Origin of the sequence: Neobacillus niacini, from assembly GCF_031457145.1 — a bacterium.
Classification (GTDB): Bacteria; Bacillota; Bacilli; order Bacillales; family Cytobacillaceae; genus Neobacillus; species Neobacillus niacini_J.
This window is the reverse complement of record NZ_JAVDVZ010000027.1, coordinates 1-23,419: the sequence shown is the minus strand read 5'-3', so window position 1 is coordinate 23,419 and position 23,419 is coordinate 1. Positions and strand designations below refer to the sequence as shown.

Below are 23,419 nucleotides of genomic sequence, written 5' to 3'. Positions count from 1 at the left end.
CACCTCAAGATTCGCTCGACTTGCATGTATTAGGCACGCCGCCAGCGTTCGTCCTGAGCCAGGATCAAACTCTCCAAGAAAGTTGATATAGCTCATTTTGTTACGTTGGCTTAGCTTTTTAAAAAAGCTAAAAAATTGTTTGTTGACGTTCTTGTTTGTTTAGTTTTCAAAGATCAATTTCTCACATCGCTCAAAAGCGACTTTTTAAATATATCATCACTACATCGTAAATGTCAATCACTTTTTTTAAGTGAATTATTTTATGTCAGCAGCGACGTTTATTAATATACCAACATACTTTTAATAAGTCAACTATTTTTAATGAAATTTGTTCCTTATCTTTTTAGAAAGTTTATCTAACCTTTTTTCCTGTTTTTATTATCACTTCTCATATATTTTAAACACTCATTTGGTGAGGCTACTCTTCTAAATAAGGTAAATAAAATCTTATATCGTTCTTCCATTGCCCTTTTTACTACATGATCAATACGATTATCTTTTAAATCAAATAATATTTCATCCATTTCACGCTTAATAAGGTATTCCATTTCTTTTACTTCTTTATCATTAATGAGAAGCCCAAACATTGAATCACCCTTTATGAAATATGTAGTTATAGTAGTCTTTTCCAATTTAGTAAAATTTATAATTATTTTTCTTAATCATATTAATTTAAAAAACTGCATAGGTATGAGACGAGGATAGCAATGGACGAGGTGGTCAATGTGAATTTCTTTTTTGTGTTAAAGGGTAAATCTGTAAAACAAATTCTTTTAGTTGTAATTGCTGCATTCTTTACTGCGTTGTTTCTCTTTATGGGAAATCTGTCCTTATCTCCAGTCTTTTCTACAAAAGATGGACCAAAAGCCGTTTACCGCGGTGAAAAGGATATTGCTCTTACCTTTAATATTGGTTGGGGTGATGAAAAGGCAGAACCCATTCTAGATGCATTAAAAAAAGAGAATGTGAAAGCAGCGACCTTCTTCTTAGCAGGATCCTGGGCTGAAAGGCACCCGGATATTGTCAGTCGTATCGTTAAAGAAGGCTTTGAAATTGGAATTCTTGGATATGCATATGAAGATTACACTGAATTAGAAGAGGCGAATATCGAAAAAGACATCTCCAAAGCAAAGGAGGCTTTTAGAAAGTTAAACATTAAGGACATAAAGCTTCTGCGTGCACCTACAGGCCATTTTGACGAGCGCTCTTTAAAATTAGCAGCACGATCTGATTATACGGTCGTTCATTGGAGTGTAGATTCAAAGGATTGGACCAATCCCGGAGTTAATCAAATTATAACCAATGTAAATAAAGCGAATAAAGGGGATATCGTTCTACTCCATGCTTCTGATTCTGCCAAACAGACAGCAAAGGCAATACCAGGAATCCTCCAAGAACTACGAAATAAAGGGCTGAAACTTGTAACTGTTTCGGAAATGATTGCGAATGGATCTGTTGATTCGAAGGAAATAAAATAGTATCAAAAAAACCGTTCACTGTGTTAATTTTAATGTTTTTCTAATTGTAAAGCGTTTCAGGTTGATGGAACATTTAGCATTTGCTATGAAGACTATTTCCTCTAATTTTCCGAAGGGATTTGGTCTTCATCGCCTTTATGATGACCACTCTCTCCATTTGTCCAAAGGGATTTGGTCTTCATCGACCCTATAAAGAAAACTCACCATTGCGGCGAGTTTTTGCATTTACTATACCAATTGCTATGTCTAAACGTCTGTTATTCAGCTTAAAATTTCTGAAAAGAACCTCATAACGGAACCGTTCACTCTATTAAAGGGACGGTTTTTTGCTTGTTTTTTTGGAAGCATTTGTTTTTTTATTTGTTGCTCGTTTACTCTCAATTCTCTGTCTTTCCTGCTGTGATTGCATATTTAATTTATGAAGAATCAATAATTGATAGGCATTACAGGCTATTAAGGCAACTAACATGAGGTAAACCCAGCTTTGTTCATTTACACGCAGTACCGGGAACCATTCGATAACCGTTACAACTATCATAAAAAAGAGTGCCGGAATAAAAGCTTCACGATTTGTTTGTTTTGCTTTATACCATGCAGTGACCACTGCCGGAATTAACAGCAAAGCCGCCAGCCCGATATAAGGTAAGAGACTGTCCCCAGATTTTGCAAAGGTTTCATAACGCAAATACACAAGGTCAAATATTACAAATAATATTAAAACTACCTGGACCCCATTCCAAAGGGATACTGATTTAAATATGCCTAGTCCAAAACGGTGGACAGTAAGGTATGCGAAATATCCCATTTGACTAATAACACTATAAAGAACGCCCCATAAAACAAACCAAAAAAGAGCGGATAATATATTGATGATTCGAAAATCAGTAAAATAGTGCACATATTCATTCCAATTGATAATAAAACCTGCAATTGCAGTTGTAATTGCGCCAATTAATAGCGTAGTCATAAACAGTCTAACCCAAATCCGACTTGTCACACCATTATCCTCCAATAACAAAAAATAAATTTCCATACTGATTGTACCAATCCAAATTTAAAAAATCCATCTTTTCCATTTCCTCACGCATAATCTAACGCTCTTTTCTTCATCCTAGAAATTAAGGATTCCTATGTGAAAGGAGCTTTTTATATGAAAGGAAAAAAACTATTTCTCCTCTTGCTTATCACCATGTTTTTAGCTAGTTGTGCTTCTTCAGGAGCAAGCAGCGGAGAGCAAATAGATTATGAAGCCACAAAGAAAATGGTTGTTGATATTCTCAAAACGGATGATGGTAAGAAAGCAATTCAAGAAGTAATGTCTGATGATAAGATGAAAGAAACACTAGTTATGGACCAGAAAGTTGTAGCAGATACGATCCAACAAACCCTCACTTCAGAGAATGCAACAGAGTTTTGGAAGAAAACCTTCAGTGATAAGAAATTCGCCCAGGGTGTTGCCAAAAGTATGCGAACTGAAAATGAAAAGATTCTGAAGGATTTGATGAACGATCCTGAGTATAGGGGCATGATGATTGAGGTTTTTAAAGAACCAGAAATTCAAAAGGAAATGGCGGATGCACTAAAAAGTAAAGATTACAGAGAGCATCTTCAAAAGGTTATTTCTGAAACGATCGAAAGCCCGCTATACCAAATGAAAATACAGGAGTTGCTTTTAAAGGCAGCTGAAGAAACAAAGGCTAAAGAAGAAGCCAAAAGTGCAAAAAAAAGTGGCGGTTCTAAGTAATTAACAATATAGATAAAGCCTCTTCCGAATTTTTGGAAGAGGCTTTATCTTCATTATTTTTTCAAAACACCTGTAATTTTCTCGGCAATTTCTAAATATATTTTCCCTAATTGGTGATCTTCCTGATAGATAGATGGTGCAAAGTCATCATCATTCCAATCTGGCTGATTAAGCGGCAGACGACCAAGGACTTCTGTGTTTAAATCTTCGGCTAATTTATCACCGCCGCCTTTACCAAATACATATTCTTTTTCACCTGTTAACTTACTTTCAAAATAAGCCATATTTTCAATAACACCAATAATTTCATGGTCCGTACGTAATGCCATAGCACCCGCACGTGCCGCAACAAATGCAGCCGTTGGATGTGGAGTGGTTACGATTACTTCTTTACATGCAGGAAGCATTGTATGGACATCTAATGCGACATCCCCTGTTCCAGGAGGTAAGTCTAACAGCAAATAATCAATTTCTCCCCATTCTACTTCATTAAAGAAACTATTTAGCATTTTCCCTAACATCGGACCGCGCCAAATGATTGGAGAATTGTCTTCTACAAAGAAGCCCATTGAAATGACTTTAACGCCAAAACGCTCAACTGGAAGGATTTTTTCTGCTCTTACGACAGGTCTTTTCGTAATTCCCATCATATCGGGAACACTAAATCCATAAATATCTGCATCAATTAAACCAACTTTTTTACCAAGACGTGCTAATGCTACTGCGAGGTTGACAGACACAGTTGATTTACCTACTCCACCTTTTCCACTTGCAATCGCAATAAATGTTGTTTTACTAGATGAAAGTAATCCTTTGTCTTCTGTATCGCTTGTAGCTTGACGGTGTTCAGCTAGCACTGCTTCTGGAAGCTCACTAAATCTGATTCCGACAGTTTCTGCTCCTGCTTCTTTTAACAAATTAACAACTTGTGTTTGCAGCTGTAATTGTTCAGATGTACCTGTTTTAGCAATCTGCAATTTCACGCTGACATGATTTTTCTCTTCTTTTATTTTTATTTCTTCGATAGCATTCAATTCTGCTAACGTTTTATGTAAAAATGGTTCTTTTAAGTTACCTAATACTTCCCGGATTTTCACTTCTGTTAACATGTAAACAAACACCTCACCTAATGAATTCGTTTCCAGCTTTTAGTATACCATATTCATGAGCTCAAACAGTTAAATGAATCACACTTATTGTCGAATTACAGAAAAATAGAAGGCGCATACCCACCTTCTTTAATCTTCTACCTTTAATTCCTTCTCATTTGTAAAATAGCGAAGTACCCCTTGATAGATAGATACAGCTATCTTTTCCTGATAGGCATCCTTTTTTAGTTGTTCTCTTTCGTTTGGATTTGAAAGGAAGCCAACCTCCACCAATACCCCCGGCTTTTTGGCATTTTTTAATATATATACCGAATTAATTGGCTTCGCTTTTCGTGTTGTATTTTCTAAATTTACGATTAGCTCATCCTGAATGAATTTTGCCGCCTTGGCATTTTCTTTGAAATGAGACGCATAAAATGTTTGTGCCCCACTCCATCTTGAAGAAGGAATGGAATTTAAATGAATGCTGACAAAAAGGTCATTATCAGAGTTATTTATCATCTTTAGCCTCTTCTTTAGGTCCTCTACTTTCCTTCTACTGTATCCTTTTGTATCCTCGTCCGCTAAATCTGTATCAGTCTCTCTGGTCATAACTACTAAGGCTCCTTGCTCCTGCAAATAATCTCTGACTTTTAATGAAATATCCAAAGCAATGTCTTTTTCTAATGTTTTGGCTTTCGCCGCTCCCCCGTCCGGACCACCATGGCCAGGATCAAGCAAGATGATTTTGCCTGATAAAGGAAGATTCCATGAATCCCCCCATGTGTCCTCTTTAACAAAATCATATTGTAAAATCAGAAATAGGAGAAGTAAACCAACAGAAAAACCAATGACCTTTAATTTTTTCTTTGACACCAAAATCATTCCTTCCCGCTCGTCCCTATTCACTTAACTATATGGGACAAGGGAACTGTTTAGAACAGGAAGAAATGAGAAAGTGAACGCCAAGGAAAAGGGTATTTCCCCCCATTGCCTTGGCGCGCTTGATCAAACAGAATTCAATTAATGTAATCGCAGCTTGCGGCGTCTTTGCGCCTTTTCATAGCCTTCTTTCCACCAAATATCTATATACCCCTCACAGGAGTAATAGAGCGTTTCACTCATTACCGCTTCCTCACCATTACCCCAATAAAGAAGGAAATTGTAAAGTGTATCAATCAAGTGTTTCTCTTCTCGATAACAACGTTTTCGTACTTCATCTATACTTTCACCATAATAAGCAAATTTGCTAAATTTTGCTCCTAATAAATAGGCTTCTAACGCTACATCATAACAGGCCTCTTCAATTCCTGTATTCATAACAAAACTTTGTGCAATTCTTGATGAGCCAAAGTATTGCTGTACTCGCTCTTTTAACGTTTTAACCGATAAGTCCTTCAGTACGGACCGCTCGTATTTTAACTGCTTATCGCGACGTTTTTCTTTAAAGGTAGTAATTACAGTCACTTGCTTTTCACCTCTTAGGACTATTCTTCATCCCTTGGTCCTAAGAAATGCAAACTCCTATGCGTTTTCGATTGCCAATTTTTATCGTATTTACTAATCATTGTAGGTGTCCTTCAAAATTATAGAAAATGTACTACCTCTAGTGCCGCTTTCCTTTAATAGTAAATCTCCTTGAAGAGCCTTGGCGAGCATTTTACTGAATGGCAAACCTAAACCAAGTCCTCTCACCTTTAATTTCTTTTTTTCTCCGCGGAAAAAGCGCTCAAAGATATAAGGTTGTTCTGCTTCGGGTATTCCAGCTCCCGTATCCTTGATATCAATCGAATACCTAGTGAGGATAACCGTTATTGAACCCTCGCCATCAAGCGACTGAGAGGCGTTGTTTAAAAGGTTAATCATTATTTGCTGTAATCGTAACGGATCAATGGTACGGTACACTACTCCTTCAGGCACCATTACTTGATAATGAATGGGCTTAGGCTGTGTGATTGCCCATTCTCTGACAATGTTTTGAACAAGTTCATTCATATTGCAGTATTCAGGTCTAATTGAAAAGGCACCCGCCGCTAAAGAATTATAATCTAATAAATCAGCAATCATCGTTTGCAGCCGGTTGACTTCCTTCAGCGTGATATCAAGAAATTCCTGCCGTTCATTGCCAGTGACAACTCCATCCCGAACAGCCTGTACTAGACCGCTTATCGAGGTGACAGGTGTTTTTAAATCATGCGTAACCCCTGCTAATAATTCAGCCCGTAGCTTTTCAAGCTGTATTAATCGATTTGTCATTTCTGTAAAGGAGCTGACGAGGTCATATACCTCTTGTTCGTTTGATTCAGTATTTAAGTTAAAATCATAATTACCTTCTTTGACCTGCGATGCAGCATGGGCCACTTCCTGAATAGGTTTAAGGATTTTTTTAGAAAGCAGGTAAATCACCACCCACCCCAATAGACCTAAACCAACTAATAGGACAATTAGTAACCGATATTCTTGATTTATATCTGATAGCTCATCCGCACTTTGCATTAAAACCACCCAGCCAACTTGTTTGTCACTATCCATAATCGGAGATTTGACAGCATACATGATGCCAATACCTTCTACTTCCAGCTTTTGAACGGTGTTATTATTTTTAAAAAAGCTGTTTGGAATATCCATTATGTTTTGTTCTTTTGGACCCATGCGTCCTGGACCCATATGACGTGGTCTTGAAAAAATCGCTTCCCCAGTCAAATCTGTAATAAAAAGTTCAGGTTCCTTTTCTAATTGAAGGACTCTTGCTCTTTCCTCAAGCATTCGATTGAAAAATGGGTCCACTTCCATCATTCCATTCGATTGAGTCAAACGGTTTGCCGTTTCAACGGCTAAATATTCCATTAATTTCAGACGGTTTTCCAAGGTGGTCTTTTGGATCCACCATAAAGAGCCGGCACCTAATAGGATTAAACCAATAATAAGTGTCACAAGATACCTGGTTGTCCAATATTTAAGTAAAGTTGTCCGCTTTTTATTTTTCATAAACACAGAATTGATACCCCAATCCGCGATGGGTCCGGATTTCTCCTTGAGAGGCAGGCCACTTACTCAATGCTTGCCGTATCCGTTTTATCGCCAAATCCACTGCACGATCACTGCCTTCATAATCCATCCCCCAAACACTTTCTATTAGGTTGTCTCTTGTAAAAGTCCGATTGGGTCTCTCTGTTAAAAAGATAAGCAAGCTGAGGTCCTTAGGTGTTAAGATGACCTCTTTTCCATTAATGGTGACACCATGGGAATCTAGATTTATTTTTAAGCTGCCAAATTGCTTACTATTGTCTGTATCCAGAACATTAGCCGAACGCCGAAGCACAGCATGAACACGGGCAATAACTTCCTCTCCTACAAATGGCTTTGTAATATAATCATCCGCTCCCTGATTTAAGCCCCTTAAACGGTAATCAATATCCCCTAGAGCAGTCAGCATAATCACTGGACAGGCACTAATTTTTCGAATATCCTCTAATATACTCCAACCGTCTTTCCCCGTGAGCATAACATCAAGTAATACAAGATTTGGGCAGTTCTCATGAAATAAACGCAACGCTTCATCTCCATCGTAGGCTTGTACGACATGATAGCCTGCATGCTGTAAGTAAACAGCCAATACTCTCGAGATTGTCTGTTCGTCTTCGACAACCAAAATGGTTTTCATTATTTAACAACCTCCAATCCCTTTAAATATACTAAAAAATCCTCGGGTGGAATATACCGAGGATTTTCAGAGATCATTTTTAAAGTCCCATTTTACTCATGTTACCCATTTCACCATTGCTTTGGTGCATACCACCGCCATGTCCACCTCTTTTATGTCCAAAGCCGCTCATTCCACGACCACCTTTACCCATACCCAACATTCCGAAGGTATTCTCCCCTAGTAGCTCTTCTAGCTTTGCAGAGTCCTTTTCCTTTATTTCCTCCATCAATTCCTGAGTTGATTTATCTGTTGTAGTAATACCAAGGTCTTTTGCTACTTTCACTATTTTTTGTTCTCTCACTTCTTCAGCAATCTGTTGAATCGTTTTACCATCGATAGTAATATTGTATTCCTTTGCGTCTGCTTTTACTTTTGCCTTATAAACTTCTTGGGCAACTTCGTTAATTTCTTTTCCTTCGACACTTATACCAAGGTCCTTTGCTTCTTTATTGACTGTTGCGGTATATACTTCCTGAGATAGTGTGGTAAGATCTTTACCATCAGTAGTAATGCCTAACTCTTTCGCTTTCTTATTCAGTTCAGCTTGTCTGATATCCTGCTTTAATGTGTCTACATCTTTATCATCTATTGTTACTCCCAGCTCATTCGCTTCTTTCTGAAGCTCAGCTAAGAGAATCTCCTGACCCAGTGTCTGTGCATCCTTACCATCTGTCTTGATATCTAATGACTTAGCTTCTTCTTGCAATTTTGCTAATTGTACTTCCTGTACAAGAGTATCAATATCTTTATCAGTTGTCTTGATACCTAAATCCTTCGCTTCCTGCTTAATAAGTGCTTCTTGGATTTCCTGCATTAACGCTTCTGCATCTTTGCCACTGATTTTAATCCCGAGGTCCTTCGCTTTGGCTAGTAATGCTTCTGAATCGATATTTCCTTTATGCCTAAATCCAAACATACCTTTAAAGCCCATCATCACATTTTCAACCTTTGAACCAGTGCTAGTGGTTCCCTCGTCATCTGCAAACGTTGTTGTTGCGTATCCGCCTAGTAATAGTACACCTGCAACTGTTAATCCTAAAACTGACTTTTTCATTAATCAATACCTCCTGATTATCTAAAATTATATTAGGCTCTTGTACTTGCTGACCTTGTACTATTACTGTAACGCCCATAGATGTCAGGAAGATGTCAAAAAAGGATATTTCGAAAAATCCCAGCCAATCTAAGTAATGATTAAAATTAAACCAAAAAAAGACCCCCAACCAAATTGGTTGAAAGCCTGTGGAATTTTCATAAAAGATGCCTTTGAAATATAGGAGCATGACTGGAGTCTATAAGAACCTTATTTACGGAATATGGAGAAAATCCATTCCCATTTATCTTTAGGTCTCTGAATGGCTTTTTCTAAGCGTTTATTAAAGTCATTTTGTGAAAGCCATTCTTTTTTCATTTCTTCACGGAGATTTTGTAATTCATTTTGTAAATAATCGCTCTTTTGTTTTTCCTGTTCCAGCAATGTTTCATAATGTTTTTTTTCCTGTTCAGATAATTTCTCAATCCTAGTTTGCGTTTTTTGAGCTGAATTTGAAATATTAGAACTTAAGTGATGATGATCCTGCTTTAGCCCTGAAACTGTAGTTTTAAGCTCTGTTATATCGTTTATTACTTGGACATTCATTTCATGTGTAGCAGCAATTTCATTGGCTAAATAGGCTAATATTTCTTTTACGTGGTTGGGATCTTGGGGTAAATTGTCATACGTATCGGCTACCGCTATCTCTGTTTCATTAAATCCTGCTAATCTTTCTTTTTGCTGTTGCGCAATGTCTTTCGCTGTATCATCTAACTGCTTATCCGTATCGCGTAACGCTATAAGTGCTTCAATGTCGGATTGAACAAAGATGCGCCGATCTCCCTCTTTTAAAAACTCATAACCATTACGCTCTAAAATTTGGCCATACTTCCGAACAGTAGGTGTTGCAATCCCAGCTTCCTCAGCTACTTCCTTGGAAGTGAAAGAGCGCTCAAACGGTTGAATATCATTTCGCATATCTGACCACCTTTTTTATAAATAAATTATGAAGGGTTACTGATGAATTTTCAAGAGCCATATCACCTAGCGATATAAATAAAAAGAACAATTATCCCCTTTCCCTGCCAAGTATGTCCTGAAGCTTGGCCGTATCGGGTGGCGATATGTCTCTTTAATTGTCCGATTCACAAGGCATATCGCCCAGCGATACGATAGAAAAAAGACTAATTAGCTCATTCCAGAGAAGTTCTATTAAGAACGGCTTTTTTATGGTCTTCAGCAGTTTCATTCTGAATCTTAATCATATCGCTAAAGCCCCCTCCAAACAAAGTTTATTTATTTTTATTCATTAATTTTAGATTCTTGTCCATTCCATTTTTCTATTACCATCATATTTTATTATACATATGTGATAAATTCTCTTAATCCTATGATTTTTATTTTAGACTTAAATTGTGAATCAAAAGGGGAGTGTAAGAAAATGGCAGATAATAGTAGATTCAAGGTAGATATCAGTGACGATTTCCACCAAAAGGTAATGCAAATGATTGATTCGAGTGGTGTTACGCCAAAAGAATGGTTTGAAAAAGTGGTTGGATTAGGTGAAATTCATGATTTAAACGAAGCCGGAGGTGATCATAAGGATGACTATTCAGAACTTGAAGCCCTTACGGCTCGTATTAATGAGTTAGCGGCTAACATGACAAAACGAGAAATTCGTTTAAAAGACGAATTGGCAACTAAAATAGAAAATATAGCTTCAATTACTGCAAGCCTTGAAAACAGCAATAAAGAAATTGCACAAATGAGAGCGTCCAATGAAGAAATTCAATCATTGATTGGGGCGTTAAGAAGTCTAGTAGCTGAGCAAGAAATGCAGCTAAAAGATCTAAAAGAAGTAATTGGAACCAAAGAACAAGTAATTACGTCATTTGTTATAAGTTTAGAAAAGAGCAAAAAGGAAATTGCAGAACTTCATAAAAAAGTAGACGAAATGAAAGCAAACAATGAAAGTAAAGAAACTTTGATTGGAGAGTACAAAGAAAAACTTGATTCGCTAAGCGGAGCAGTATCACTATTAACCAACCAACAAAGTGAACCAAAATCAAAAGAAAATTCGGTACAAGAAGTAGAACCGAAATTTAAAGAAAGTTCAGCGCTGGAAGCAGGACTATTAACCAACCAACAAAGTGAACCGAAATCAAAAGAAAATTCGGTACAAGAAGTAGAACCGAAATTTAAAGAAAGTTCAGCGCTGGAAGCAGGACTATTGACCAACCAACAAAGTGAACCGAAATCAAAAGAAAATTCGGTACAAGAAGTAGAACCGAAATTTAAAGAAAGTTCAGCGCTGGAAGCAGTGCAAAACGCTAAAGATAAAAATTTGGTGTTGAAAGCAGTCCGGAAAGCTCAAATTAAGACGCTTAAAAAATTGCTAAAAAAGAACCCAAATGCGGAAGAAAAAGTTTTAGCGGAGCAGCTAGGGGTAGACAGTTCATTTATAACTGAGCTTCGAAAAGAATTAGATATTTGAATGATTGATTAAAGGGGCTTTTAAAGCCCTTTTAATATTATTTTTAAGCCGTATCGGGTGGCGATATAACTCTTTAATGTCCGATATACAAGGCGTATCGCCCAGCGATACGATAACAAAAAAGAACTATTTAGCTCCTTCCGAAGAAGTTCGGATTAAAAACGGCTCTTCTTTTTGTTTAAATTCTCTACCATAGAAAAACGATATGGTCTTTTAACAGTTTCATCCTGAGGCTTAGTTATATCGCGTGACGCTATACTCTCATTCATTCCAATATATTTTTTCGGTGAATAATTCAGCAAAAACTGCCGATTATTTCCCCGAAAATACAAAATTCGACTAGATTTCTTGTTTTTCTACTAAAAAGAGGCCTCCAAGAATGAAGGCCACCTTACACCTATTTATATAATAAATACTTCTTACGAACCTCGTTAAATTGATCTAAACCATTCTGCCATGCTGCTTTCATTTCTTCAACACTTTTGCCGGCTTCAATATCAGCGCGGATGGAACCATTGCCGACCAGGTTATCAAAGAAAGAGATTCCTGCTGCACTCGGTGCTCTAAATTGGAAATCGTTTGGATACATATCATGGATTGTTTTTACGATATATAACCCTGTTTCAAACGGCTTATAAGAGTTTCGGTCTGTGACATGAATTTGAATACCATGGCTTAACACATTCGCATGTTTTGAGAAGGTTGGTATAAACGATGCCGCGCGGAATGTGACACCTGGTAATTTGTATGAGTTCAACTTTGCAGCTAAATTATCGCTATTGATGAACGGCGCCCCAATCAATTCAAATGGCTTTGTTGTTCCTCTTCCCTCTGAAACATTGGTTCCTTCAATTAAGGCAGCACCTGGGTAGACAATTGCAGTTTCTAATGTTGGCATGTTCGGTGACGGAAGTACCCATTCTAATGGCGTTTCATCGTAATTCTTGTTCCGCTTCCAGCCTTCCATTTCCACAACAGTTAAATCCGCTCCAATACCAAATTCGCTATTGAAAAGCTTTGCCAACTCCCCAACGGTCATCCCATGGCGAACTGGAATCGGATATTCGCCAATGAAAGAAGAGTACTTATCCTCGAGCACAGGTCCCTCGACCTTTGTACCGCCGATTGGATTCGGACGGTCAAGAACGATAATGGGAATATTGTTCTCTTTTGCTGCTTCCATCGCTAGTGCCATAGTATAAATATAGGTGTAAAACCGTGTCCCAACATCTTGAATATCGAATAACAATACATCGACATTGCTTAGCATTTCAGGTGTTGGCTTTTTGGTCTTTCCATATAGACTATAAACAGGAAGTCCTGTTTTTTCATCCGTATATTGTTCAACATACGCACCTGCTTGTGCACTTCCTCGTACGCCATGCTCAGGACCATAAAGAGCAGTCAGGTTCACATCGGGATTATTGAAGAGTAGATCTACAATACTCGTAACGTTCTGATCCACTCCGGTTGGATTAGTAATCAACCCTAAGCGTTTATCCTTAATCAAATCAATTTCATCCTGCAACAAAACCTCAACACCCAAACGAAACTTTTTATTCTTTTTCTCTTTATCGTTCTTGGCCATCGCTGCAGAAACAGTAGACAGTAGTAGAACGAGAACCAATAAACCTGCTAACAACTTTTTCAAAAGTATCCCTCCTCATTTATATCTATCTAGCTTAGGGAAAATAGCCGAAACTCTCAGAGTTGAAACTAAATTCCCTTTAATAAATCCCCTACTTAGTATCCTAAACTGTGGTCAAAACCGTATAAAACACTACCATCATGGTTGTAAATCGTGACTGGAAGTTTTCCAGTTGGATTGTTTTTACCAAAAATGGTGTTTGCTGCTGCTTCAAAGCTTGCTGGTCTGAATCCATATTGAACAAGATAGGCATCTACATCTGTATAGGACATAATGTCATACGGATTTCTCGCACCGACTGCTACTACAGGAATCCCTGTTTCAATCAGTTGTCTTGTCATCACCATTTGACTAGCGTCTTGAGCCCTGCCCCCAACACTAGAGGTGTAGGTTCCGACAATGATGTATTTCGCATCCTGCACTTGTGCTAATTGTGAAGCATTAAGCGGACCGGAAGCATTAACATGAACTGTGCCAGGATGGTGTTTTTGGACCTCAGCTGCAAGGAGATTAATAGAGAATCCAGATCCACCAACCACAACAACCTTATCTTCAGGAGAAACATTAAGCGGAAGAACAGCATCATTTTTTACAAGAGTAATGGATTTTTCTGCTGCTTCTTTTTCAATTGCTTTATGTTCAGGTGATCCTACGACTTGAAGTGCATTTGCTACCTTTTCATCAAGACTCTTTTCTACTTCTGCCTTAACGATGCTTCTATTAAGTTTCAAGATTAAAATCCTCTCTACTGACTGCTCAAGTCGACCTTCTGAAATATCGCCAGAGTTTACAGCATCATAAAGGCCGTTTGCTACATCTACGATTCCAACTGGCATTAAAAGTATGTCAGCTCCAGCTTTAACAGCACGGATTGCTGCATCAACAGGACCAAAATGATCTGCAATTGCACCCATATTCATCGCATCAGTTACGATAACTCCTTTAAAGCCCATTTCTTCGCGCATTAGACCCGTTAATATCTTGTGGGAAAGTGTACCTGGTACAGCGACTTCAGTTCCATCCTTTTTAGAGATTGCTTTCGTATCATCTATTTTTGGGAACGTCACGTGTGCTGACATAATCGCATCAATTCCTGCATCCATTGCCTGCTGGAAAGGATATAATTCTACCTTCTTCAAACGATCAATATCATGAGGTACGGATGGAAGTCCCACATGGGAATCAACAGCAGTATCTCCATGGCCTGGAAAATGCTTAGCCGTTGCTGCAGTGCCCGTTTCATGGAGCCCTTTAATATAGGCATTTCCTAGGTTAGCTACTAACTCAGGATTCTCACCAAAAGATCGAACACCTATCACCGGATTATCTGGATTGTTGTTTACATCCAATACTGGTCCAAAGTTCATGTTAATACCAAGTGCATTAAGCTCTTCACCAATTGTTCGTCCAACTTTCTCGGCAAGCTCTTCAGATTTAGTCGCACCTAACGCCATATTCCCTGGCATGTCGGTACCAGTTTGCAGACGTGTAACGATTCCACCTTCTTGGTCAATGGAAATTAACAGTCCGTACTTTTCCGCAGCTTCCTGATAGGCACTGACTAGCTTAGTTGTTTGATCAGCAGTCACTGTGTTTTCTCGGAATAAAATCACACCGCCGAGATGATAATCCTTCACAAGCTTGGCAATTTCGTCGTTCATTACTGTGACATTTTTGCCATTCCAATTCCTAAAATCGGGCATTAGCATTTGTCCGACCTTTTCTTCCATACTCATATGCTTAATGGCATTTCCGATGAGGTCATAGCGTGCGCCTTTTTCTTTTTCAACGAGGACCTGTTCTTGATTTCCTTTGAATTGAATCGAAATTCTGTCGCTATGGCTGCCATCCGTGACAGATATAAATGTTTTACCATTGTGACCGGATAAAGTTACTACTCCATCTTTAGATACAGAGGCAACATTTTTATTAGAAGATTGCCAATTTAGGTTCTCAGATGCCAGTATAAAGTGACCATCCTCATAAACATGAAGTGCATTTAAATCAAGCTTGCTATCCTTTACTTCTCTTGTAACCTGTGGAACATTGAGATCAATCACTAAATCCTCGATTCCCGTAGCAGCTGCCCCTGCAAGTGGGATTCCCGTTAATAATAGAGCAAATGCCAGAAACGAGGTGATAAATGTCTTTAAAAATTTGCGCATGTTGTTTCTCCTCCTCTAACTTTTAATAATCTCTAAGTTCCCATTCATTATTTGTAAAAGAAAGTGTTGTTCCAGAATCCAGTTTTGGATTCTGAATGTACCAACCTCGTGAATTGGTAGATCCATCAGTTCGATAGACAAACCGTAATTTCGTCGCATCACTAGGTATAGCCAATTCTTTCTTTTCCCAGCCATTACTTGTGCCTGTTAATAGGGCAAGTTGATGCCAACTCCCATCTCTAAAAATCTCTACAGAACCGATATCCCAGACATTCTCAATCATATGCCATGTGGAGAAGGTGAGTTTGGTATCCTTAGATAAATGGAGATCCGTTTCCATTTCTCGGTTTAGCTTGTCGCCGTACCCTGCAAACCAAGCATCACTCTTACCAGGAATCGAGACAGGGATTGAATCTGCTACATTTCTAGCTAATAAGCGACGGGTTAGGTTCATGGATCCCATATTTCTTGACGGATGGACACGATTGGTCAGTAAAATTGCTACTGTTTTATTGTTCGGGCTTACTACAATCGAAGTTCCTGTATACCCCGTATGGCCAAAAGAGTATGTACCTTCCGATAAAGCATCCATATACCAACCTTGGCCTAACTCCCAGCCAAGACCATGGTCATTTCCAGAGAATGCCTCATTCTGATTTTGCAGCAGCAACTGTACTGTTTCCGGCTTCAAGATTTTTTTGCCTCCATAACTGCCTTCATTAATAAAAATATGGGCAAGTTTAGCTAAGTCAATGGCGCTAGAGAACACACCGGCATGACCAGCCACCCCATCCAATGACCAAGCATTCTCATCATGAACTTCTCCCCACACGAGACCGCGATTTGGTGTTGATTGGTATTCAGTTGCCGCAATACGGTTCTTCAATGAAGCTGGTGGATTGTACATCGTATCCTTCATCCCTAAAGGTTCTGTGATATGCTCCCGGACGAATTCATCCTGGCGAGTACCAGACCAGTGCTCCACTAACATTCCTAAGGTAATCATGTTTAAATCACTGTATTCGTATGTTGTACCAGAAGCATTTTTCAACGGCTGGTTTAATACCAACTTCAGCCTATCTTCTCTTGAATTCCCTTTTGAATATAAAGGAATCCAAGAGGTGAACCCGGAAGTGTGGGTTAACAACTGGCGAACCGTTACGATTTCTTTCCCGTTGGCAGCAAATTCAGGAATATGTTTTGCCACCGGATCATCAAGATTGAATAATCCTTTTTCAAAAAGGATCATCACAGCGGTTGCAGTGAAAATCTTGCTGATAGACGCTAAGTCAAAAATCGTGTCGTTTTCCATAGGAATTGGATTTTCCATTTCTGTAAACTGGCCATCGATGTATTGAGCAGAATAGCCATAAGCGTCATGTTTTACAATTTTTCCAGCTCTCGCCACAAATGTGACAGCACCGGGCATTAGTTTTTGTGAAATTGCTTGGTTCATAATTTGATCGATTTGCTTGAGTGGTGCTTCCACCATTCCAGCTCCTCGTGCAGAGCTTGGGTGAAGTATGCCCGAAACAGGGATGATAGTCGAGTTCCATGTAAAAGCTGGATGCGGATTCTTAGATGGGATTGTGCGTTTTTCTACCTTTTCAATCGATGGTTCATTCGTAAGGTCTTTGTTGGCAAATACTGTTGTTGTGCTTAGCAGCATGCTACAAACTGCTGTAATCATAAACGCTTTTCTTTTCATATGTCCTCCTTTTTACAATTAAATGAATTGTAGGCGGGATGTCCCTTATGTATAACAAGATGCTGGCAACGCTTACAATCTATAGTTAAAGCATATAGGTAATCGTGTACAGTCGTCTATACCACCTAAGTCCCGGAACAGTCATTTATACAGGACAAAAGGATTACGACGTTAGAATTATTTTTTTAAAATATTTAACAAAAATGTGAAATTTTATTTTAAAAGTCTGCAGATTTAAGTAAATCGCTATAAATTTCGCCAGTTTCATCATTATAATTATTCGCAATTTATATACAAATTCTTATATTGTTTCTCATATTAAAACATAAAAAAACCCCCAACCAAAATGGTTGAGAGCCTTTGAAGTGTTGAAAATTAACGTTTTGAGAACTGAGGAGCACGACGCGCGCCTTTAAGTCCGTATTTCTTACGTTCTTTCATACGTGGGTCACGAGTTAAAAGTCCTGCACGCTTTAATGTTGGACGATATTCAGGATCAACTGTAAGTAATGCGCGAGCAATACCATGACGGATTGCGCCCGCTTGACCTGTATATCCACCGCCGCTTACGTTTACAAGAACATCGTAGCTGCCTGTTGTTTCAGTAGCAACTAATGGTTGGTTTACAACCATACGTAAAGCTGCAAATGGGATATATTCTTCGATGTCACGACCGTTAATTAGGATTTTACCTGTACCTGGAACTAAGCGCACACGTGCGACAGAGCTCTTACGACGACCAGTACCAATATATTGAACTTGTGCCAAGTTAATTCCCTCCCTCTTTATTAACCGCGAAGTTCGTAAACTTCAGGTTGTTGTGCTTGGTGCGGATGTTCGCTGCCAGCATATACGTGTAATTTTTTGAATGTTTGACGGCCAAGAGAATTCTTTGGAAGCATACCTTTAACAGCAAGCTCGATCATTTTCTCAGCATAGTTCGTACGCATTTCAAGAGCAGTTCTAGTTTTTAAACCACCTGGATGCATAGTGTGACGGTAGTAGATCTTGTCAGTTAATTTCTTCCCAGTTAATTCAACTTTAGAAGCGTTAAGAATGATAACATGATCACCAGTGTCAACATGTGGTGTAAAAGTTGGTTTATTTTTACCACGTAAGATTGCTGCTACTTCAGAAGCAAGACGACCAAGAGTTTTGCCTTCAGCATCAATCACGTACCATTTACGCTCGATATTGTTGGCGTTAGCCATAAACGTTGTACGCATGAAATTCCCTCCTAATATAAATCCATAAAGATTATTTTTTCGCACCAACATAAGCTGTTATCGTTCGTTCTGTTCCGGGAATAAACGACAAGGCCATTGTGCGGTCTATTTTTAGTATCATATATTTTCAATCACGATGAAGACTTTCCGGGGCTTAATCGTGGGATTAAAAACACAACCATATAATATAATAAATTCTTTCGAGCAAAATGTCAAGAAAATGTTACACTAGGTTCAGTTGTTATACTAAGAAGTTTTAATAATGTACCTTCCAAAGATATAAACCTTGTCCTGGTGCGGTTTTGCCAGCATAGATACGGTCACGTTTTGCCAGTATTTCCTCTATTTCCTCTGGTTTTCGTTTCCCAGAGCCCACTTCAATTAGCGTACCCACCAAAATCCGAACCATATTGTATAGAAAACCATTCCCTACAAAACGAAAACTAACAAGCTCTTCCTCTTGTGAAATTTCAATGGTTTCAATGGTTCTTACCTTATCCTCTACATCCGTTCTTGCAGAACAAAAACTAGAAAAATCATGGGTACCAAGTAAATATTGGCATGCCTCATTCATAGCTTCAATGCTTAAAGGATAAGGGTAATGATAGGCATAATGGCGTTGAAATGGATCTCTTTTCGGAGCTTGATAAAGGAAATATCGATATTCTTTTCCACTAGCATCGAAACGAGCATGAAAGGCAGAATCTGTTTTTTCAACAGATTGTACAGAAATATCATCCGGCAGCATAGAATTCAAAGCTACCTCCCACTTCTCTTGAGGTAGGAGTAATGGTGAATCAAAATGAATCACCTGACCTTTTGCATGGACACCTGCATCTGTTCTTCCAGAAGCTGAAATTTTAATAGGGCTTCCCTTATGCATTTTTGCTAAAACGGCTTCAAATTGACTTTGAACAGTTCGTTTATGTGGTTGGACCTGATACCCAGAGAATCCAGAACCATCGTAAGAAATGATGCATTTATAGCGATTCATAATTTAGCTCCATTTATGAACGGAATAGAATTAATATTATCGTTAATAGTACAAGAATCAATACCTGCATGGTATCTGCGAGTTTCCAGCTCAATAGACGGTACTTTGTTCTTCCCTCACCACCACGATAGCCTCGCGCTTCCATCGCGATAGCAAGCTCCTCAGCGCGTTTAAACGAGCTTACAAATAGCGGAATAAGTAAAGGTATGACTGCCTTTATTCTCTCCTTTATAGGACCACTCGAAAATTCCACTCCACGTGCGATTTGTGCCTTCATAATTTTATCCGTTTCTTGCATAAGTGTTGGAATAAACCGAAGCGAAATAGACATCATTAAGGCCATTTCATGTACGGGAAATCGAACCTTTTTCAAAGGATGTAAAAGTGTTTCCAGACCATCCGTTATCTCTATAGGTGTGGTTGTTAATGTTAGCAAACTGGTCATTAATATTAGAAAAAAGAACCTCATTGAAATGAAGATACCCTGTCTGACCCCTTCTTCATAGATCCTAATCGGACCAAACTCAAATAGTAAACTACCCTCTTTAGTAAAGAAAACCTGTAAAATCAAAGTAAATAAAACTAACCAGAGTACAGGTTTTAATCCAGCATATAAGAACCGGATGGGAATTCGAGATAAACCTAACATTAAAAAAGTATAAATACCAATAAGAGCATAGGTAAGGAAATTATTCGCTAGAAATATAATACAAACGAACAAGAAAATAATAATAAGTTTTGACCGTGGGTCCATCCGATGGACTAAACTATCTGCAGGCACATACCTTCCAATTATCATCTTTTCCATCATACTGGTGCACCTCTTAACATATCAGCCACCGCAGTAGACAGTTCCTCAATTGAAAGATAGGTTGCCCCTAGTTTAATCCCCAATTTTTCTTCAAGATTCCGTTGAAAACGAACCACTTCTGGTACATCGAGTCCCATCTCAACAAGCTCTGAAACAGAGGAAAAGATTTCAATTGGTGTCCCTTGTTTCACTACATGTCCTTCTTGCATGATGACAATTTGGTCAGCATACTTTGCTGCATCTTCCATACTATGGGTTACAAGAATAGTAGACAAATTTCTCTCTTTATGGAGTGAATAAAACATGTCCATAATTTCCTTACGTCCTCGCGGGTCTAATCCAGCAGTTGGCTCATCAAGCACAAGACAATCAGGCTCCATTGCAAGAACACCTGCAATTGCCACACGACGCATTTGACCCCCAGACAAATCAAATGGAGACTTTTCTAATATTTCCTCCGCAAGACCAACTTGCTTCAAAGCAAGTCGAGCTCTCACTTTTGCATCTGCCTCTGAAACACCGAAGTTCATAGGTCCGAAAATAATATCTTTTTCAACACTTTCCTCAAATAACTGATGCTCAGGAAATTGAAATACGATACCCACTCTTTGTCTAATCTGTCTTAGATTTTTATTCTTATGCTTCGCTTTGATTTCATGCTTATCTATAAGTACAGTTCCTTCAGTTGGAAGTAACAATGCGTTTAAATGCTGCAAAACAGTAGACTTTCCTGAACCAGTATGACCTATTAGCGCCATGTATGTTCCCGTCGGAATGTCAATAGACACATCTTTAATAGCCAAACGTTCAAAAGGAGTGTTTGCTTGATAACGATACTCTATATTTTGGAGCGCAATGTCCATAGCTCATTCACCAACTCTTCTTCCGATAAATAGTGCTTCGATAGGTCAATCCCTTTTTGACGAAATGCATTTCCCATTTTAATAGAAAAAGGGATATCAAGTCCTAAATGAATCAATTCATCGTCTAATGAGAATATATCTTCCGGTGTACCCTCGCGATAAACTTGACCTTGATTCATTACAATTATTCTATCGGCTTTAGCCGCTTCTTCTAAATCATGAGTAATCGAGATGACAGTAAGGGAGTCTTCTTCCTTTAGAGCACGCACCGTTTCTAAAACCTCACCTCTGCCTTTTGGATCGAGCATAGATGTCGCCTCATCTAATATAATGATAGACGGCCTTAATGCAAGAACACCTGCAATAGCGACACGCTGCTTTTGGCCTCCAGAAAGATGGTGCGGCTCTTGATTAAGAAAATGATCCATTTTTACTTTTTTTAAAGAATCTTCTACCCTATAGATCATATCATCCCTAGGGACCCCATGGTTTTCTAAACCAAAAGCCACATCATCCTGTACAGTTGTACCTACAAACTGATTATCAGGGTTTTGAAAAACCAATCCTAGTTTCTTTCGTATCTCCCAAATGGACTCTTCATTTAATTGAATGCCACAGACCGTAATCTCTCCCTGCTGCGGAAATATCAAACCGTTTAAAAGCTTTGCTGTAGTTGACTTTCCCGAACCATTATGCCCAACAATCGCTAACCATTCACCTTCATAAATATCAAAACTAACATTCTGAAGAGCGTAGTTACTCTGGCTCTCATATTGAAAAGACACGTTCTTTAAGGAAACAACAGAATTTCTCATTTACTACTTCTCCTCTCAACTCACCTATTGATCCATTTCTATGCTAAGCTCGGGGAATACAAAAAAAGCCTGCACCTCACCCCCGGGCAGAAGAACGAATACATTCTGCCGCTTTGACGGATTTCTAAATAAGAAATGGGAGGAGGTGCATGAGCTAGACGAGACGCGAAAAAGATCTAAAAGGCTTTCATTGATCTTTCCAAAGGGAAACAATCCCCCTAAAGTGCCCTAAAGAATAAGGGTCACGCTCATCATAACGCTCTTTTTGGCTTGGTTCGTGTATGATTATATAAAGTTTATTATACAGAAAAAGGGCTCAAGAACAAGTTTGTAACTAAACTGTCCAGCGCCCTTGTTGTCTGCTTTTTCGGTATTAAACTAACTCGATAATTACCATTGGTGCACCATCGCCGCGGCGTGGTCCAAGTTTCATAATACGAGTGTATCCACCTTGGCGCTCTGAATAACGTGGAGCGATGTCAGTGAAAAGTTTTTGTAGTGCGTCTGTACCTGCTTCAGCATCAGCAACCTCATTACGAACGTAAGAAGCAGCTTGACGGCGAGCATGTAAGTCACCACGTTTACCTAATGTGATCATTTTCTCAACAGTACCGCGGATTTCCTTAGCACGAGTTTCTGTTGTTTCAATGCGCTCGTTGATGATTAAGTCTGTAGTTAAATCACGTAGCATAGCTTTACGCTGTGCACTTGTGCGTCCTAACTTTCTGTAAGCCATGAAGGGTTCCCTCCTTTGTTGAAGTCATTAAACGGATTAGTTATAATGTGACCTAATCAGTCATCCTTACGTAAGCCTAATCCAAGCTCTTCTAGTTTCGCCTTCACTTCTTCAAGTGATTTGCGTCCTAAGTTACGTACTTTCATCATATCCTCTTCAGTTTTATTTGCTAATTCCTGAACAGTATTGATTCCAGCACGTTTCAAGCAGTTATATGAACGAACTGATAAGTCTAATTCTTCGATCGTCATTTCAAGGACTTTTTCTTTTTGATCCTCTTCTTTTTCGATCATAATCTCGGCATTTTGAGCTTCGTCAGTTAAACCAACGAAAATATTTAAATGCTCGGTCAAGATTTTTGAACCAAGAGCAATCGCTTCTTTTGGCCCTGTGCTTCCGTCTGTCCAAACATCAAGCGTTAGCTTATCATAGTTTGTCATCTGGCCGACACGAGTATTTTCTATCTGATAGGACACACGTGAAACTGGAGTGAAAATAGAATCAATTGGAATCACACCAATCGGTTGATCTTCACGCTTATTTTGCTCAGCTGGAGTATAACCACGTCCGCGCTTAGCTGTTAAACGCATACGAAGATGCCCACTTGATGCTAATGTAGCAATATGAAGATCAGGATTTAAGATTTCAACATCACTATCATGAGTAATATTTCCTGCTTTAACAGGACCTTCACCCTGCACATCAATTTCAAGAGTTTTCTCTTCATCAGAATAGATTTTTAAAGCTAATTTCTTAATGTTTAATATGATGGATGTTACATCCTCTACGACGCCTTCAATTGTTGAGAACTCATGAAGAACCCCATCGACCTGAATCGATGTAACAGCGGCACCTGGGAGTGAAGATAAAAGGATACGACGTAAGGAGTTACCCAAAGTAGTACCATATC

The 23,419-nt window shown here is 38.7% G+C and carries 23 protein-coding genes and 1 rRNA gene; 3 read left to right on the top strand and 21 right to left on the bottom strand.

The genetic code is table 11. The features are described 5' to 3' along the window. Together J2Y03_RS28350 and J2Y03_RS28345 are read right to left on the bottom strand one after the other, a co-directional pair. Positions 1-80, bottom strand: a 16S ribosomal RNA gene (locus J2Y03_RS28350); the annotation flags it as partial. 276 nt (positions 81-356) lie between these two features. Then, a complete protein-coding gene (locus J2Y03_RS28345) occupies positions 357-587 on the bottom strand; it encodes a hypothetical protein (RefSeq protein ID WP_132096574.1) in 231 nt (76 codons plus the stop codon). A gap of 138 nt (positions 588-725) precedes the next feature. Between J2Y03_RS28345 and pdaB the strand changes: the two genes are divergently transcribed. Further along, positions 726-1,478: a polysaccharide deacetylase family sporulation protein PdaB gene (gene pdaB, locus J2Y03_RS28340; RefSeq protein ID WP_310200570.1), complete on the top strand. Its 753-nt coding sequence runs from the start codon at positions 726-728 to the stop codon at positions 1,476-1,478. Between the two features lie 310 nt (positions 1,479-1,788). On the opposite strand, the gene J2Y03_RS28335 is transcribed toward pdaB, so the two are convergent. After that, complete coding sequence (locus tag J2Y03_RS28335) at positions 1,789-2,475, bottom strand: KinB-signaling pathway activation protein (protein WP_132096572.1); 687 nt, start codon at positions 2,473-2,475, stop codon at positions 1,789-1,791. A gap of 153 nt (positions 2,476-2,628) precedes the next feature. On the opposite strand from J2Y03_RS28335, the gene gerD reads away from it, so the two are divergent. Further along, positions 2,629-3,222 (top strand): spore germination lipoprotein GerD, encoded by a 594-nt coding sequence (gene gerD, locus J2Y03_RS28330; RefSeq protein WP_310200568.1) that lies wholly within the window; start codon positions 2,629-2,631, stop codon positions 3,220-3,222. A 53-nt stretch (positions 3,223-3,275) separates the two neighbouring features. On the opposite strand, the gene J2Y03_RS28325 is transcribed toward gerD, so the two are convergent. The 7 genes from J2Y03_RS28325 to J2Y03_RS28295 all read right to left on the bottom strand — a co-directional run bounded on the left by J2Y03_RS28325 (position 3,276) and on the right by J2Y03_RS28295 (position 10,027). Continuing rightward, a complete protein-coding gene (locus J2Y03_RS28325; RefSeq protein ID WP_310200567.1) occupies positions 3,276-4,331 on the bottom strand; it encodes an Mrp/NBP35 family ATP-binding protein in 1,056 nt (351 codons plus the stop codon). A gap of 129 nt (positions 4,332-4,460) precedes the next feature. Next, on the bottom strand, positions 4,461-5,186 hold the full coding sequence (gene cwlD / locus J2Y03_RS28320; protein ID WP_310200565.1) for an N-acetylmuramoyl-L-alanine amidase CwlD: 726 nt from the start codon (positions 5,184-5,186) through the stop codon (positions 4,461-4,463). A gap of 147 nt (positions 5,187-5,333) precedes the next feature. Further along, positions 5,334-5,777, bottom strand: coding sequence for a YbaK family protein (locus tag J2Y03_RS28315; protein WP_132096564.1), 444 nt, complete (start codon positions 5,775-5,777; stop codon positions 5,334-5,336). A 93-nt stretch (positions 5,778-5,870) separates the two neighbouring features. Then, positions 5,871-7,298 carry a sensor histidine kinase gene (locus J2Y03_RS28310; protein ID WP_310200563.1) on the bottom strand — a complete coding sequence of 476 codons (1,428 nt, stop codon included), beginning with the start codon at positions 7,296-7,298 and terminating at the stop codon, positions 5,871-5,873. After that, positions 7,288-7,974, bottom strand: a complete 687-nt coding sequence (locus J2Y03_RS28305) for a response regulator transcription factor (protein ID WP_310200561.1) — start codon at positions 7,972-7,974, stop codon at positions 7,288-7,290. The genes J2Y03_RS28310 and J2Y03_RS28305 overlap by 11 nt, the downstream gene beginning before the upstream one ends. 79 nt (positions 7,975-8,053) lie before the next feature. Next, complete coding sequence (locus J2Y03_RS28300) at positions 8,054-9,070, bottom strand: hypothetical protein (RefSeq protein WP_310200559.1); 1,017 nt, start codon at positions 9,068-9,070, stop codon at positions 8,054-8,056. Between the two features lie 249 nt (positions 9,071-9,319). Next, positions 9,320-10,027 (bottom strand): hypothetical protein, encoded by a 708-nt coding sequence (locus J2Y03_RS28295; RefSeq protein ID WP_310200557.1) that lies wholly within the window; start codon positions 10,025-10,027, stop codon positions 9,320-9,322. Between the two features lie 463 nt (positions 10,028-10,490). Here J2Y03_RS28295 and J2Y03_RS28290 point away from each other — a divergent pair, with 463 nt between their 5' ends. After that, the gene (locus J2Y03_RS28290) at positions 10,491-11,543 is read left to right on the top strand and encodes a hypothetical protein (protein WP_310200555.1); all 1,053 of its coding nucleotides are present in this window, start codon (positions 10,491-10,493) and stop codon (positions 11,541-11,543) included. Between the two features lie 397 nt (positions 11,544-11,940). Here the strand turns inward: J2Y03_RS28290 and J2Y03_RS28285 are convergent, their stop codons facing one another. The 11 genes from J2Y03_RS28285 to J2Y03_RS28235 all read right to left on the bottom strand — a co-directional run. Continuing rightward, a complete protein-coding gene (locus J2Y03_RS28285) occupies positions 11,941-13,194 on the bottom strand; it encodes an exo-beta-N-acetylmuramidase NamZ family protein (RefSeq protein WP_310200554.1) in 1,254 nt (417 codons plus the stop codon). A 92-nt stretch (positions 13,195-13,286) separates the two neighbouring features. After that, positions 13,287-15,356, bottom strand: coding sequence for a glycoside hydrolase family 3 protein (locus J2Y03_RS28280; RefSeq protein WP_310200552.1), 2,070 nt, complete (start codon positions 15,354-15,356; stop codon positions 13,287-13,289). A 22-nt stretch (positions 15,357-15,378) separates the two neighbouring features. Beyond that, positions 15,379-17,064, bottom strand: coding sequence for a serine hydrolase (locus J2Y03_RS28275; RefSeq protein ID WP_310200550.1), 1,686 nt, complete (start codon positions 17,062-17,064; stop codon positions 15,379-15,381). Between the two features lie 375 nt (positions 17,065-17,439). After that, on the bottom strand, positions 17,440-17,832 hold the full coding sequence (rpsI, locus tag J2Y03_RS28270; protein ID WP_132096546.1) for a 30S ribosomal protein S9: 393 nt from the start codon (positions 17,830-17,832) through the stop codon (positions 17,440-17,442). A 20-nt stretch (positions 17,833-17,852) separates the two neighbouring features. Then, on the bottom strand, positions 17,853-18,290 hold the full coding sequence (gene rplM / locus J2Y03_RS28265; RefSeq protein ID WP_045516499.1) for a 50S ribosomal protein L13: 438 nt from the start codon (positions 18,288-18,290) through the stop codon (positions 17,853-17,855). 256 nt (positions 18,291-18,546) lie between these two features. Beyond that, on the bottom strand, positions 18,547-19,287 hold the full coding sequence (gene truA, locus J2Y03_RS28260) for a tRNA pseudouridine(38-40) synthase TruA (RefSeq protein ID WP_310200573.1): 741 nt from the start codon (positions 19,285-19,287) through the stop codon (positions 18,547-18,549). 10 nt (positions 19,288-19,297) lie between these two features. Continuing rightward, positions 19,298-20,095, bottom strand: a complete 798-nt coding sequence (locus tag J2Y03_RS28255) for an energy-coupling factor transporter transmembrane component T family protein (protein WP_310200548.1) — start codon at positions 20,093-20,095, stop codon at positions 19,298-19,300. Next, entirely contained in the window at positions 20,092-20,958 is an 867-nt protein-coding gene (locus J2Y03_RS28250) for an energy-coupling factor ABC transporter ATP-binding protein (protein ID WP_310200546.1), read from the bottom strand. The genes J2Y03_RS28255 and J2Y03_RS28250 overlap by 4 nt, the downstream gene beginning before the upstream one ends. Further along, complete coding sequence (locus tag J2Y03_RS28245) at positions 20,934-21,773, bottom strand: energy-coupling factor ABC transporter ATP-binding protein (protein WP_310200544.1); 840 nt, start codon at positions 21,771-21,773, stop codon at positions 20,934-20,936. Before J2Y03_RS28245 ends, J2Y03_RS28250 begins: the two co-directional genes overlap by 25 nt. A gap of 373 nt (positions 21,774-22,146) precedes the next feature. After that, the gene (rplQ, locus tag J2Y03_RS28240) at positions 22,147-22,509 is read right to left on the bottom strand and encodes a 50S ribosomal protein L17 (RefSeq protein ID WP_132096536.1); all 363 of its coding nucleotides are present in this window, start codon (positions 22,507-22,509) and stop codon (positions 22,147-22,149) included. Positions 22,510-22,565: 56 nt separating this feature from the next. Beyond that, on the bottom strand, positions 22,566-23,419 hold an 854-nt coding region (locus tag J2Y03_RS28235; RefSeq protein WP_310200542.1), incomplete at its 5' end, for a DNA-directed RNA polymerase subunit alpha.

Bases quoted from the DNA above. Each gene is read 5' to 3' on its own strand.
- rplM (WP_045516499.1), bottom strand. From the start codon at position 18,290: ATGCGTACAACGTTTATGGCTAACGCCAACAATATCGAGCGTAAATGG.
- J2Y03_RS28345 (WP_132096574.1), bottom strand. From the start codon at position 587: ATGTTTGGGCTTCTCATTAATGATAAAGAAGTAAAAGAAATGGAATAC.
- J2Y03_RS28245 (WP_310200544.1), bottom strand. From the start codon at position 21,773: ATGAGAAATTCTGTTGTTTCCTTAAAGAACGTGTCTTTTCAATATGAG.
- J2Y03_RS28275 (WP_310200550.1), bottom strand. From the start codon at position 17,064: ATGAAAAGAAAAGCGTTTATGATTACAGCAGTTTGTAGCATGCTGCTA.
- J2Y03_RS28300 (WP_310200559.1), bottom strand. From the start codon at position 9,070: ATGAAAAAGTCAGTTTTAGGATTAACAGTTGCAGGTGTACTATTACTA.
- J2Y03_RS28295 (WP_310200557.1), bottom strand. From the start codon at position 10,027: ATGCGAAATGATATTCAACCGTTTGAGCGCTCTTTCACTTCCAAGGAA.
- J2Y03_RS28325 (WP_310200567.1), bottom strand. From the start codon at position 4,331: ATGTTAACAGAAGTGAAAATCCGGGAAGTATTAGGTAACTTAAAAGAA.
- J2Y03_RS28290 (WP_310200555.1), top strand. From the start codon at position 10,491: ATGGCAGATAATAGTAGATTCAAGGTAGATATCAGTGACGATTTCCAC.
- J2Y03_RS28310 (WP_310200563.1), bottom strand. From the start codon at position 7,298: ATGAAAAATAAAAAGCGGACAACTTTACTTAAATATTGGACAACCAGG.
- J2Y03_RS28255 (WP_310200548.1), bottom strand. From the start codon at position 20,095: ATGATGGAAAAGATGATAATTGGAAGGTATGTGCCTGCAGATAGTTTA.
- J2Y03_RS28250 (WP_310200546.1), bottom strand. From the start codon at position 20,958: ATGGACATTGCGCTCCAAAATATAGAGTATCGTTATCAAGCAAACACT.
- gerD (WP_310200568.1), top strand. From the start codon at position 2,629: ATGAAAGGAAAAAAACTATTTCTCCTCTTGCTTATCACCATGTTTTTA.
- J2Y03_RS28305 (WP_310200561.1), bottom strand. From the start codon at position 7,974: ATGAAAACCATTTTGGTTGTCGAAGACGAACAGACAATCTCGAGAGTA.
- J2Y03_RS28280 (WP_310200552.1), bottom strand. From the start codon at position 15,356: ATGCGCAAATTTTTAAAGACATTTATCACCTCGTTTCTGGCATTTGCT.
- rplQ (WP_132096536.1), bottom strand. From the start codon at position 22,509: ATGGCTTACAGAAAGTTAGGACGCACAAGTGCACAGCGTAAAGCTATG.